Below are 12,963 nucleotides of genomic sequence, written 5' to 3'. Positions count from 1 at the left end.
CTCCCCGCGATCCCCTGGCGTCGCCTCCGCTCGGGGTGCGGAGTCCGGGCGGGTCACCAGCGGCAGGGTGAAGGCGCCGGACTGGACGCCGGCGAGGTCGAGCGCCACGAAGCGGAACCCTGCCGACCGCACGGCGCCCAGGACGTCGTCGCGCAGGGCGGGGTGACCAGGTCGACCAGCTGATCCGGTGGCACCTCGAGGCGGGCGACGTCGTCGTGGTGGCGGACGCGCAGGTCACCGAGGCCGAGACGGCGCAGGGCGGCCTCGGCGGCGTCGACCTGCGCGAGCTTCTCGGGCGTCACCTCGTGGAAGTGCGGGATGCGCGACGCGAGGCACGGTGCGGCCGGCTTGTCGGCGACCGGCAGGTCGAGTGCGCGCGCGATGCGGCGCACCGCGGCCTTGTCCAGGCCGGCGTCGGCGAGCGGGCGCAGCACGGCATGGTCGGTCGCGGCGCGCGAGCCCGGGCGGTCCGGACGCCGGGCGTCGTCGGCGTTCTCGCCGTACGCGACGGCGGTCAGCCCGTGTGCGGCGACGAGCTCGGCGTCGATCCGCAGGAACAGCTCCTGCTTGCAGAAGAAGCACCGGTCGGGACCGTTGCGGCGGTACTCGGGGTTGTCGCCCTCGTGGGTCAGGACCTCGACGAGCGGGACGCCGATGCCCGCGGCGACGTCGTGCGCGGCGGTCCGTTCGTCCGCCGCGAGGCTCGGGGAGACGCCGAGCACGGCGAGCACCCGGTCGCGGCCCAGTGCCCGCACGGCCAGCGCGAGCAGCGTCGCGGAGTCGACACCGCCGGAGAACGCGACCCCGAGTCGGCCGTCGGGGACCGCACGCCCGAGGGCCGCCGCAAGACCGTCGACCGCCTCCCGGTCCGCCGGGGCGAGCTCGAGGGAGGCGAGCTCGATCGCGAGACGGGTCGAGCGGGTCGGCTCTCCGGCGGTGAGCGTCACTGGGCGGTCTCGGTGCGGTCGCCGGTCCACTCGGTGTGGAAGGTGCCGGGGCGGTCGGTGCGGGCGTAGGTGTGGGCGCCGAAGAAGTCGCGCTGGGCTTGGATCAGGTTGGCCGGGAGCCGCTCGGCACGCACCCCGTCGTAGTACGCCAACGAGGAGGAGAACGCCGGCACCGGCACCCCGTTCTGCGCCGCGGACGCCACGATCCGCCGCCACGCCGCGACACCGTTGCCCACCGCACCGGTGAAGTACTCGTCCGCGAGCAGCAGCGGCAGGTCGGGGTGACGCTCGTACGCCTCGGTGATCCGGTTGAGGAACCGGGCCCGGATGATGCACCCACCCCGCCAGATCCGCGCCATCGCCCCCCGGTCGATGTCCCACCCGAACTCGACCGACGCCGCCGCGATCTGGTCGAACCCTTGCGAGTACGCGACCACCTTCGAGGCGTACAACGCCAACCGGACGTCCTCGATGAACGCCTCCCGGTCCCCGACCACCCACTCACTGGTGTGCGCCGGCAGCACCCCCACCGCGGCGGACCGCTGCGGCGCCGACCCCGACAGCGCCCGGGCGAACGTCGCCTCCGCGATCCCGGTGATCGGCACCCCCAGGTCCAGGGCGTTCTGCACCGTCCACCGCCCGGTGCCCTTCTGCTCCGCCCGGTCCGCCACCACGTCCACGAACGCCTGGCCCGTCTCGGCGTCCACGTGCGCCAGCACCGTGGCCGTGATCTCGATCAGGAACGACTCCAGGTCCCCGGAGTTCCAGTCCGCGAAGATCTCCCCGATCTCCTTGGCGCTGGCCCCCAGGCCCTGCTTGAGCAGGTCGTACGCCTCCGCGATCAACTGCATGTCCGCGTACTCGATCCCGTTGTGCACCATCTTCACGAAGTGCCCCGCACCATCGGGACCGATGTAGGTGCAGCACGGGATCCCGTCGACCTTCGCCGAGATGTCCTCCAGGATCGGCCCCAGCACCGCATAGGACTCCCGCGACCCACCGGGCATGATCGACGGCCCGTTCAACGCCCCCTCCTCACCCCCGACACCCCGGACCCGACGAAGTGCAGGCCATGGGCCTTGAGCTCGTGCTCACGGCGGATCGTGTCCGGGAAGTGCGCGTTACCGGCGTCGATGACGATGTCACCGGCCTCCAGCAACGGGATCAGCTCGGCGATCACCGCGTCCGTCGGCGCGCCGGCCTTGACCATGATCACCACCTTGCGCGGCCGCTCCAACGACGCCACGAAGTCCGCCATCGACTCCGACGCCACGAACGCACCCTCGCCCCCGTGGTCCGCCACCAACGACGCCGTCTTCGCGTTCGACCGGTTGTGCACCGCCACCGTGTACCCGTGCCGAGCGAAGTTCCGAGCCAGATTCCGACCCATGACGGCCAGACCCGTCACACCGATCTGTGCCGTGCCCACGGGGCGCGGCGCCTGCGGGTCGCCGATGGCGGACTGGTCCTGCGTCGTGGTGGAGCTCATGGTCGGGCCTCCTACGAGGGTCGGGTGGGTGCGGCGGCCAGGTCGGGCGCGCTGCGGATGGGTCGTCGGCCACCGGGGTCGCCGACGCGGTCTGGTTCCGAGCGTAGTCAGCGCCGCGGTGGCGACAAACGGTTGCCACCACTTGCCGTGTGTCGTCTCAGCGGCCGGGCATACGCGTGGTCGTCCGGGCAACCTGTGGCAACCGTTTGCCACACAGTGGCCGCCCTGGTGGGGTCAGGGTCGTCCCTGCTCGCCACGCCCCCGGCTGCGGCGGGACCGGTCACGAGCAGACGACACGACCCACAACTTCGACGAAGGACGGTGCCCGCCCGTGAGCACATCGACAACGACCCCCGTGTCGTGGTGATGGGGGTGTCCGGGTGCGGCAAGTCGACTGTCGGGTCGATGCTCGCCCGCGCTCTGCGGGTGCCGTTCGCCGACGCCGACAGCCTCCACCCGGCGGTCAACGTCGCGAAGATGGCGGCCGGCACGCCGCTGACCGACGGGGACCGCCGACCGTGGTTGGCGAGGGTCGGGCAGGAGCTCGCCGCGGCCCCCGCGGGAGCCGTCGTGGCGTGCTCCGCGCTGCGGCTCACCTATCGGTCGACCCTCCGGGCGCACGTGCCCGACGTCGTCTTCGTGCACCTCGACGGGACGCGGGACGAGCTCGCGGTGCGGATGGCCGCGCGGCTCGACCACTTCATGCCGCCGTCGCTGCTCGACACCCAGCTGGCCACGCTCGAGCGGTTGACCGCGGACGAAGCCGGCGTCGTGGTCGACATCGCCGCCTCGCCGGACCGCATCACCGCGGTCGCGGTCGACTGGCTCCGCACCCGTCACGCGCCGGGCGGTTCCGACTCGTCGAGGTCCACCGGTAGCGACGGCGTGAGGCGGCGCAGCGACATGAAGGCCGGTACCAGCGCGTCGTAGAGCTCGGTGAAGACGGGCAGCAGCGACGCGTACACCGCCGCTGCGGCGGGGTCCGGTCGCACCGTCTGCTCGATCTCCACCATGTCGGCGACGACGTCGATCGACTCGATGAGTCCGAGCGCCTCCATCCCGAGCAGGGCGGCGCCGAAGCCGGAGCCCTCCTGCCCGAGCGCGAAGTCGATGTCCATGCCGAACGTGTCGGCGAGCATCTGGCGCCACAGCGGGCTGCGCATGACGCCGCCGGTGGCGCGGATCTGGGTGACGTCGAGACCGGCCGCCCGCATGGAGCGCAGCACGAGCGCGAGCTGCAGGCACACGCCTTCCAGGGCGGCGCGCACGAGGTGCTCGCGTCGGTGCGCCCGGGTGAGGCCCACGTACGCGCCGCGCGGGAGCGAGCTCCAGTGCGGCGCCCGTTCGCTGAGCAGGTACGGGAGCATGAGCAGCCCGCCGGAGCCCGGCAGGGCACGCGCCGCCAGCGCGAGCAGCTCCTCCTCGGGCGGCTCGTCGAGGTCGGGCGCGAGAGCGTCCCCGGCCCACCCCAGCACCAGACCACCGTTGTTGATCGCCCCACCCACGACCCAGCGGGTCGCGGTGAGCGCGTAGCAGAACACGCCGCCCAGCGGGTCGACCGCGGGACGGTCCACGACGACGCGCATCGCGCCGCTCGTGCCGATCGAGCACGCCGCAACGCCCGGGCGGACCGCGCCGACGCCGAGGTTGGCGAGCGGGCCGTCCGCCGCCCCGACGACCACCGGCATCGCCTGCGGGAGCCCGGTGGCCGCCGCAGCCTCGTCCGTGAGACCGGGGAGGACCGTGGTGGTCGCGACGAGCTCGGGCAGCTGCTCGGGCAGGATGCCGGCGACCGTGAGGGCCTCGCCGTCCCAGGTGAGGGTCTCCATGTTCATCAGGCCGGTCGCGGACGCGATCGAGTGGTCGACCACCAGGGCCCCGCACATGCGGAGCAGCACGAACTCCTTGATGCCGACCCAGAACCCGACCCGCTCGCAGAGCTTCGGCTCCTGCTCGTGGAACCACACGAGCTTGGGCAGCGGCGACATCGGGTGCACGGGCGTCCCGGTGCGGCGGTGCAGCGCGAGCCCGCCGGCCGAGGCACGGATGCGCTCCGCCTGGGCACGGGACCGGGTGTCGGCCCAGGTGACGACCTCGGTGAGCGGCTCACCGGTCGGCGACAGGCCGATGAGGCTGTGCATCGCCGAGCTGAACGCCAGCCCGGCGACCCGGTCCGCACCGACCTCGTCGACCACCTCGCGCACCGCCGCCAGGACGGCGTCGAGGATGACGAGCGGGTCCTGCACGGCGTGCCCCGGATGCGGCTCGTCGAGCGGGTAGCCCACCGAGGAGGACGCCTCGAGCGTCCCGTCCGTGCGGAACGCCACGGCCTTGGTGCTCGTCGTGCCGAGGTCCACCCCGATGACGACGGGCTCGGTCCGCGCGGTCTGCTCGGTGTGCAGTTCGTGCTGGGTGTGCATGCGTCTCGCCTCGTCGGTCTGGTTCATGGGTGTCGATCTCGTCAGAGGAACAGCGGGCGCCCGGCCGGGGTCGCGGCGGTCACAGGACTGCCGTCATGCCGCCGTCGACCACGATGTTCTGGCCGGAGACGAACGTCGATGCGTCCGAGCACAGGTACAGCAGCGTGCCGACCAGCTCCTCGACCCGGCCCCACCGCCCGGCCGGCGTGCGCCCGACGACCCAGGCGGTGAAGGCCTCGTCGGCGACCAGGTCGGCATTCATGTCGGTGGCGAAGTAGCCCGGGGACAGCGCGTTCACCTGGATGCCGAACCGTGCGAGGTCGGCGGCCATGCCCTGGGTGAGCGAGGCGATCCCGCCCTTCGTCGCCGAGTACGGCGCGATGGTCTGCCGGGCCAGCCGGGACTGCACCGACGCGATGTGGACGACCTTGCCCGAGCCGCGCTCCGCCATCGGCCGGGTGACCGCCCGGGACACGTAGAAGGCGCTGGACAGGTTGGTCGCCACGACGTCGTCCCAGTCGGCGACGGAGACGTCGAGGAACGGCGCCCGCCGCTGGATCCCGGCGTTGTTGACCAGGATGTCCGGCACCCCGTGCTCGGCGAGGACCGCCCCGACCCCCGCGTCCACCGCCGCGGCGTCGGTCACGTCGAAGGCGACCGTCCCCGGTGCGCGTCCGGTGCGTTCCTCGACCTCGGTGGCGGACCGGGCCAGCGCATCGGCGTCGCGCCCGTGCAGGACCACGCGCGCGCCGGCATCCGCCAGACCGGTCGCGAGCGTGCGGCCCAGACCCCGCGACGAGCCGGTGACGAGCGCCAGCCGGTCGGTGACGTCGAAGAGGTTCACCGGTCCCCTAGACGATGACGAAGATCAGGGAGACGAGGGCGAAGGCCATGACCGACTCGATCGTCTGCTGGACGGTCCAGGTCTTCAGCGTGGTCTTGACGTCCATCCCCATGAGCCGGCCCACGAGCCAGAACCCGGAGTCGTTGACGTGGCTGGCGAAGACGGAGCCGGCCGCCGTCGCCAGCACGATGCAGGCGATCTGCAGGGCGCTGTAGTCGCCCGCCGCGACGGCCGGCGCCATGAGCCCGGCCGCGGTGACGAGTGCGACGGTCGCCGAGCCCTGCGCGAGGCGCAGGACCACCGCGATGACGTACGCGGCGAGGATGACCGGCAGCCCGATCGACTCCAGCGAGGACGACAGCGCGTCCCCGATGCCGGACGACCGCAGCACGCCACCGAACATGCCCCCCGCGCCGGTGATGAGGATGACGGACGACACGGGCCCGAGGGACGAGTCGAGCACCTTCTCGATCGCGGAACCGGTCTGGCCGCGGCGGGTGCCGAGCACGATCGCGGCGACGAGCACCGAGATGAGCAGCGCGACCCCGGACGTCCCGATGAGGGTGAGCGCCCGGGCCCAGGTCGCCTCGCCGTCGACCGCGCCCGCGGTCTCGGCGGCGTCCAGGCCGGTGTTCATGAAGATGAGGACGAGCGGCAGCAGCAGCACGGCCACGACCGTGCCGACCGACGGCGGGTTCTTCGGCTGGTCCTCGTCGATGGAGCCGAACAGTGCCGGCACGCGCAGCGGGTACTTCAGGCCGACGCGCTTGCCCCACAGGTACCCGGAGACGTACCAGACCGGCAGCGCGAGGACCACGCCGACCAGGAGCACGAGCCCGAGGTTGGCGTCGTAGAGCTCGGTCGCCGCGACCGGGCCGGGGTGCGGCGGGACGAAGACGTGCATGACCGAGAAGGCGGCGGCGGCCGGGATCCCGTACAGCAGGACGTTGTCGCCGCCCAGGCGCCGGGCGACCGCGAAGATGATCGGCAGCATGACCACGAGGCCCGCGTCGAAGAAGATCGGGAACCCGAGCATGAGCGAGGCGAGCCCGAGCGCGAAGGACGCCCGCTTCTCGCCGAAGACGGACACGAGCTTCTCCGCGAGCACCCGGGCGCCGCCGCTGTGCTCGACGAGCTTGCCGAGCATGGCCCCGAGCCCGATGAGTAGCGCGACCGATCCGAGCGTCCCGCCGAACCCGGAGATCAGGGTGGGGAAGATCAGCTGGAGCGGGATGCCGGTGGCCAGGGCTGTGAGGAGCGAGACCACGATCAGCGTCAGGAACGCGTGCAGCTTGAACTTGATGACCAGCAGGAGGATGAGGGCGATCGCTGCGGCGGCGATCGCCAGCAGCGGTCCCGCTCCGAGTGTCTGCGTGAACTCTTCCACGGGGGTCTCCGTCGGTGTCGTGGTGGTCGCGCACCCGCGCGCGATGTCCGGCGACGGGCTGACCGCGACCGCGACTGCGACCGCCCGTCACCGTGAGACTGTCACGCCGCGGTGCCCCGCGCCCGTGACCGGGTACCCGGCGTGGCGAGCGCAGGAGGAGCGGGCACGGTCTGCCCGGCCCGCCTCCTCCCGCTCCCCGTGCCCACCCTCGCCCTTCGGCGCGGGTGCGACTACCTCGCGAGCCGCAGCCGGTCGCCGTCGCGCACGACCGGCAGCGGGTCGGTGATCTCGCCGACGAACGCGCCGTCCTCCGTGTCGCGGAAGCCGAGGAGCGCCCAGCTGCCCGGCGACTGCTCGACCAGCCGCGCGGCGTACACGCTCGGGTGGTCGAAGGGGGTCGCGGCGTCGAGGTCCCACGGCCCGGTGAGCGACTCCCCCGCCACCACCCAGACGCCGCCTCCCGTCCACCCCTCGCGCCGCGCGGGGGCCATCCGGTCCGGCCAGCAGGAGAAGACCAGCACCGGCAGGCCGTCGACGACGACGACCTGCGGCACCTCGAGCTGGCCGAAGCCGGCCGGGGCGCTCAGCGGGGGCCGGACCTCCCAACGCTCGAGGTCGGGGCTGGTCGCGTGGCCGATCACGCTGCGGCCCGCCGGGTCGCCGTCAGGCACCCGCGCGGTGAGCAGCATGTGCCAGCCGTCACCGTCCGGGTCGGCGAACACGAAGGGGTCGCGCCACGCCTCGTCGGTCCACGCGTCCAGGTCGAGCTTCTCGTACCACCGGGGATCGGCCTCGAGCAGCGGTCCGTCACCGACGCGGTGCCACGTCGTCAGGTCCGCGGACGTTGCGACACCGACCCGTTGGACGAGTCCCCGGTCCGCCCGGCTCACGCCCGTGTAGAACATCCGCCACGTCCCGTCCGGCGCCCGCACCACGGACCCGGTCCAGGTCGCGAGGTCGTCCCACGCCGGGGCGTCGGCGGCGACCAGGGCGTCGGGCATGAGCTCCCAGGTCCGCAGGTCGGTCGACCGGGCGTGCCCGACCGACGCGCGCAGGTGCCGCCGGTCGGGGTCGTGCAGCGCGCGTGACGCGCGCAGGAAGAACAGGTGGTGGTGGACGCCGTCGTGCGCCCCCAGCTGTCCCAGACCCAGTGGTCCGCGAGTCGGAGCATGGTCCCCCTATCCCTTCACACCGCTCGAGGCGATGCTGCTGACGAAAGCCCGCTGGAACGCCAGGAACATGACCAGCACCGGCAGCGTGATGAGCGAGGTGTAGGCCATGACCTCCCCCAGGCGGGATTGATCTGGAAGAAGTACTGCATCCCGACCATCACCGGGCGCAGGTCCTCCTGCTGGACCACCATGAGGGGCCACAGGTACTGGTTCCACGCGGGCAGGAACGTGAGGATCGCGACCGTCGCGAACGCCGGCCCGGACAGCGGCACGATGATCCGTCGGTAGATCGTGAACCAGCCCGCGCCGTCGATGCGCGCCGCCTCGTCGAACGACTTCGGGATCGTGGAGAAGTACTGCGTGAACAGGAAGATCGAGAACGCGTTCGCGATGAACGGCACGATCTGCACGTGGTACGAGTTGAGCCAGCCGAAGTCGTACATCGGCAGGCCGTTCTCGAACACGATGGTCGGCAGCTTCGAGACCCAGTAGACCATCGGGATCGCGATGGTCTCGAACGGCACGATGAGGGTCGCGATGATGACGGTGAGCAGCACCTTGCGTCCCGACCACTCGAGCCGCGACAGCGCGAACCCGGCCATGCTGTTGATGATGAGTCCCAGCCCCACGATCATCACGGTGACGAAGACCGAGTTGAGCACGAACCGCAGCACCGGCACGCGGTCGAACACGTCGACGTAGTTCTGGGTGCTGATGTCGCCCACCGGCAGGAAGGCCTGCGGCGACCCGATGTCGCCCAAGATCTGCGCGTCCGGCTTGAGGCTCGAGACGAACATGAACACGAGCGGGAACAGGAAGAACAGCGCCAGCAGGACCATGGGCACGTACCCCACGACGAGCCGGCGGCGCTTGCGGGCCCCGGCGTCGTGGGCGTCGCGCCGGCGTGCGGAGTCCCGCGCGGAGCCGTTCCCGGAAGAGCCGCCCGGCGCGGGGCCACCCCGGGCGGCGTCGCCGCGAGCAGTCGTCGACGTCGACATGTCAGTCCTTCTCTCGGGTCAGGTACCGCTGGATCAGGGCGATGACGAGGACGATGACGAAGAAGATGAGCGAGATGGCCGCCCCGTACCCGGTTTCCTGCTCGCGGTACCCCTTGCGGACGGCGTGGTAGACGAGCGTCGTCGTGGCGTCCTGGGGTCCGCCCTGCGTCATGATGTCGATCTGGACGAAGAGCCCGAGCGCGGCGATGGTGATGGTCACGAGGATGAAGACCATCGTCGAGCGCAGCCCCGGCCAGGTGACGTCCTTGAACTGCTGCCAGGCGTTGGCGCCGTCCATGCGAGCGGCCTCGTAGAGCTCCTCGGGGATCGTCTGCAGTCCCGAGAGCCAGATGATCATGTGGAAGCCGACGGCCTGCCAGATCGACAGGACGATGATGGCGCCCAGCGCGGTGTCCGTGTTGCTCAGCCAGTCGGTGCCCTGGAAGGCACCGAAGGTCAGGGTGTCGATCATCGAGTTGATGAGGCCGTCACCCTGGTACATGAAGTCCCACAGGATCGAGATGACGACGATCGAGGTGACCACGGGCACGAAGAAGATCACCCGGAACCAGGTCACCCCGCGGAGCTTCTGGTTGACCAGGATCGCCATGAGCAGCGCCAGCGCGGCCTGCACCGGGACGACGACCGCGGCGAAGACGAACGTGTTGACGAACGACCGCAGGAAGGTCGGGTCGGCCGTGAACGCCCGGACGAAGTTGTCCAGGCCGACGAAACGCGGCGGGTTGGGCGAGATGAGACGGGCGTTGGTGAAGGACAGGCCGAACGCGAGCAGCACCGGGATGATGAGGAACAGGACGAGCAGGAAGGTCGCCGGGGCGACCATGGCGTAGGCGGATCGCGACCCCCGCGCGCCCGCGAGGCGCTGCGACGCCGTCGTCGGGAGTCGGGGCGCTCGTCGGCCGGCAGGGACTGCGGGCTGACCTGCTGGGTGGGGATGGTCATCGTGCACATCCGTTCCGGCGGACCGGGGCGCTGTGGCCTCCGGACGGTCCGGTGGCGTGCCTGCGCGCACCACCGGACCGGTCGACGGGGCGCCCTCGCCCCGGGCCGCCGCTCGAGACGTCGGCTAGAAGCCGTACCCGTCGTTGGACTGGATGTTGGCGTCGATCTCCTGGACGGCGTCGTCGAGGGTCGACTGGACGTCCGCGCCGCTCATGATGTCCTTCGCGGCGCGCTCGAAGACGCTCGAGATCACCGGGTAGGCCGGCGTCGGCGGGCGCAGGACGGCGAACTCCTGGGACAGCTCGACGAACGGCTGGAGCGGGTCGCCCTCGCCGAACATCTCCGAGAGCTCCTCCGCCTCGGCCGTGGCGGGGATGACGACCTGGTTGTCGGCGAACTGGGCGATGTACTCGGGTTGGAAGCTGAACTCGAGGTACTCACGAGCGCCGTCAGCCGCGTCGCACGACTCGGAGATCCCCCACTGCCACGACGCCCCGCCGATCTTGGGGCCCTCGCCCAGGTCCGGAGGCGGCAGGATCAGCAGGTCGTCGCCGACGGCCTCCAGCGACTCCATCGCGTTCCACACGCCGGTGTAGCTGAGCGCGGCCTCGTCGCTGTTGAACTCCGCGTTGCCGACCGTGCCCGAGTTGCTCGCCAGGCCCCGGTCGAACACGCTCTGGAACCACTCGAAGAACTCCACCGCCTCCGGGCCGTTGAGCGCGCCGTCGGCCGTCAGGTACGTGTCACGGTCGACGAGGTCCCCGCCGGCGCTCTGCAGCATGGGTGAGTAGGCGTACGGGTACCACTCGCCCGTGTCCTCGGCCCCGATGTCGAGCGGGGTCTCGTAGCCCGCGCCCTGGAGCGTCACGAGCGCCGCGTCGAACTCCTCGAGGGTCCAGGGCTCGGCCACGGTCGGGATGCGGATGCCGTTCTCGGTGAGCACGGACTCCCGGGCGAACACCGACAGCGCCGCGTCCCAGTACCCGGCCGAGTACACCTCGTCCTGGTACCGACCCACGGCGGTGGGCAGCAGGCTGTCGATGATCTCGTCGGAGAGGCCCAGCGGCTGGATGTAGCCGGCCCAGGCCCAGTTCGGGACGATCGGGCCGTCCATGTCGAGCAGGCAGGGCAAGTCGCCCGCCGCCGCACCGGCCACGATCGCGTCGTTGTACGCGCCCTGTGGGAACGACTCCATGACGACCTCGTACTGGTCCTGCGAGCCGTTGAAGTCGCTGATGATCTGCTCGTAGACGGCGAGCTCGGCCTCGTTGCCGGCCGAGTGCGTCCACATCGTCAGCTCGGTCGTGCCACCGTCACCGCCTCCACCGCCCCCGCCGTCGTCGGACTGGCCGGCCTGGCCGCAGGCGGCCAGCACGGTCGCCGACGCGGCGGCCATCGTTAGCATGGTGAACGAGGATGTGCGCTTCATCGTGTGTCCTCTCCTTGGAGGCCCGACTGGCAGGTCGGGCCTTCCGGTTGGTGGGCGTCCGGCGACGCCCATGTGCTGTGTCAGTCCCCGTCGTCGGTCGGCGTCCTCTCGTGGGCCGGCGGCGGGGCAACGGACTCCCGACGGACGAGCGGGCACGGCATCAGCTCGACGCCGTCCGCTGTCGTCGGAGCGGGACGCAGGCCCAGCAGGACCTCCATCGCCCAGCGCCCCATCGCGTAGTGGGGCAGGGCGACCGTGGTCAGGGGTGGGTCCAGAGCAGCGGCGATCAGCTCCTGGTCGTCGAACCCGACGACGGACAGGTCGCGCGGGATCTCCAGGGCTCGGTGGCGCGCGGCCCGGTAGGCCCCCATGGCGACGCGGTCGTTGAAGCAGAACAGCGCGGTCGGCCGGGCATCTGCGGGGAGGTCGAGCAGCCGTCCCGCGGCCTCGACGCCGCCGGCAGCCGTCGACGAGGGCACGCGGACGCACAGCCGGGGGTCGGGCGTGATGCCGGACTCCCGCAGGACCTCGGTGTACCCCTCCCACCGCAGGCGGGACGCGATGGGCAGAGGGTGGGCGTCGGCCGCGAGATAGCCGATGCGGCGGTGCCCCTGGGCCACCAGCTCACGGACCGCGGCGACCGCCCCGCCGTGGTCGTCCGGGACGACGGCCGGGAAGCCACCCGACGCCGGCCGGGCGTCGAGGAACACCGTGCCTTCCGGCAGTCCGGGCGGCGGCGTCACCACCTGGTGCCACATGCACGCGTACACCAGGCCGTCGACCTGGTGGGCCAGCAGCGCCTCCACCGACGCCGCCTCGACCTCCGCGTCCGACCCCGTGTTGACCAGGAACAGCAAGAAGCCTTGCTCCCGGGCGACGTCCTGGACGGCCTCGATCATGTGCACGGCGTAGGGGGTGGTCGCGATCTGGTCGGACACCAGGCCGATCGTGTGGGTCCGCCGCGTGCGCAGGCCGCGGGCGAGGGAGTTCGGCGCGTACCCGATCTCCGCCGCGATGCGGTGGACGCGCTCGCGCGTCGCCGTCGGGATGCGCGCCTGGGTCTTGCCGCTCAGGACGAGCGAGACCGTCGACGTGGAGACGCCCGCCTCCCGCGCGACGTCCCTGATGCCGACCCGCTTCATCGCGACCCCTCGACCTGCTAAACCGATTGACCAGATAGAGGGATCGTGCCGGTCCGCGCTGAGGGGTGTCAATGGTCGTGACCCAACCGTGTCCGCACGGTGGGACAGGCGGGGCCGTCGCCGGGTCGCCCGGGTCGACGGCGTGGTGGCCCCGTCCGGCGTGGTGCTCCTC

10 protein-coding genes and 1 pseudogene are annotated in these 12,963 nt (G+C 71.7%); 1 reads left to right on the top strand and 10 read right to left on the bottom strand.

The annotated features are described in order from the left end of the window. Window positions 1–53 precede the first annotated feature (53 nt). Together larE and gndA are read right to left on the bottom strand one after the other, a co-directional pair. Complete coding sequence (larE, locus tag REH70_RS09040) at window positions 54–947, bottom strand: ATP-dependent sacrificial sulfur transferase LarE (RefSeq protein ID WP_310753839.1); 894 nt, start codon at window positions 945–947, stop codon at window positions 54–56. Beyond that, window positions 944–2,337: pseudogene (gene gndA / locus REH70_RS09035) on the bottom strand (NADP-dependent phosphogluconate dehydrogenase). Before gndA ends, larE begins: the two are co-directional and overlap by 4 nt. Before the next feature lie 420 nt (window positions 2,338–2,757). Here gndA and REH70_RS09030 point away from each other — a divergent pair. Further along, window positions 2,758–3,366 (top strand): gluconokinase, encoded by a 609-nt coding sequence (locus REH70_RS09030; protein WP_310753837.1) that lies wholly within the window; start codon window positions 2,758–2,760, stop codon window positions 3,364–3,366. Here REH70_RS09030 and REH70_RS09025 read toward each other — a convergent pair. From REH70_RS09025 to REH70_RS08990, 8 genes are all read right to left on the bottom strand, one after another. Next, on the bottom strand, window positions 3,273–4,883 hold the full coding sequence (locus REH70_RS09025; RefSeq protein ID WP_310753835.1) for a gluconokinase: 1,611 nt from the start codon (window positions 4,881–4,883) through the stop codon (window positions 3,273–3,275). The two genes, REH70_RS09030 and REH70_RS09025, sit on opposite strands and share 94 nt — an antisense overlap. 52 nt (window positions 4,884–4,935) lie before the next feature. Beyond that, window positions 4,936–5,700, bottom strand: a complete 765-nt coding sequence (locus tag REH70_RS09020) for an SDR family oxidoreductase (protein WP_310753834.1) — start codon at window positions 5,698–5,700, stop codon at window positions 4,936–4,938. Between the two features lie 7 nt (window positions 5,701–5,707). Continuing rightward, window positions 5,708–7,087 carry a GntP family permease gene (locus tag REH70_RS09015; protein ID WP_310753832.1) on the bottom strand — a complete coding sequence of 460 codons (1,380 nt, stop codon included), beginning with the start codon at window positions 7,085–7,087 and terminating at the stop codon, window positions 5,708–5,710. Window positions 7,088–7,317: 230 nt separating this feature from the next. Beyond that, a complete protein-coding gene (locus REH70_RS09010) occupies window positions 7,318–8,088 on the bottom strand; it encodes a glycosyl hydrolase family 32 (RefSeq protein ID WP_310753830.1) in 771 nt (256 codons plus the stop codon). 185 nt (window positions 8,089–8,273) lie between these two features. Next, on the bottom strand, window positions 8,274–9,257 hold the full coding sequence (locus tag REH70_RS09005; protein WP_310753828.1) for a carbohydrate ABC transporter permease: 984 nt from the start codon (window positions 9,255–9,257) through the stop codon (window positions 8,274–8,276). A gap of 1 nt (window position 9,258) precedes the next feature. After that, entirely contained in the window at window positions 9,259–10,101 is an 843-nt protein-coding gene (locus tag REH70_RS09000; protein ID WP_310753826.1) for a sugar ABC transporter permease, read from the bottom strand. 243 nt (window positions 10,102–10,344) lie between these two features. Continuing rightward, complete coding sequence (locus tag REH70_RS08995; RefSeq protein WP_310753825.1) at window positions 10,345–11,649, bottom strand: extracellular solute-binding protein; 1,305 nt, start codon at window positions 11,647–11,649, stop codon at window positions 10,345–10,347. Window positions 11,650–11,729: 80 nt separating this feature from the next. Next, on the bottom strand, window positions 11,730–12,791 hold the full coding sequence (locus REH70_RS08990) for a LacI family DNA-binding transcriptional regulator (protein ID WP_310753823.1): 1,062 nt from the start codon (window positions 12,789–12,791) through the stop codon (window positions 11,730–11,732). Window positions 12,792–12,963 lie beyond the last annotated feature (172 nt).

It is taken from the genome of Cellulomonas sp. ATA003 (assembly GCF_031582905.1).
Lineage (GTDB): Bacteria > Actinomycetota > Actinomycetes > Actinomycetales > Cellulomonadaceae > Pengzhenrongella.
Note: the sequence above shows the minus strand (reverse complement) of the source record. Positions and strands in the feature narration are given on the sequence as shown.

What these genes read in the sequence shown, in the direction of transcription:
- REH70_RS09010 (WP_310753830.1), bottom strand. Translation starts at nt 8,088, where the DNA reads ATGCCCGACGCCCTGGTCGCCGCCGACGCCCCGGCGTGGGACGACCTC.
- REH70_RS09005 (WP_310753828.1), bottom strand. Translation starts at nt 9,257, where the DNA reads ATGTCGACGTCGACGACTGCTCGCGGCGACGCCGCCCGGGGTGGCCCC.
- REH70_RS09000 (WP_310753826.1), bottom strand. Translation starts at nt 10,101, where the DNA reads ATGGTCGCCCCGGCGACCTTCCTGCTCGTCCTGTTCCTCATCATCCCG.
- REH70_RS08990 (WP_310753823.1), bottom strand. Translation starts at nt 12,791, where the DNA reads ATGAAGCGGGTCGGCATCAGGGACGTCGCGCGGGAGGCGGGCGTCTCC.
- REH70_RS08995 (WP_310753825.1), bottom strand. Translation starts at nt 11,649, where the DNA reads ATGAAGCGCACATCCTCGTTCACCATGCTAACGATGGCCGCCGCGTCG.
- REH70_RS09025 (WP_310753835.1), bottom strand. Translation starts at nt 4,883, where the DNA reads ATGAACCAGACCGACGAGGCGAGACGCATGCACACCCAGCACGAACTG.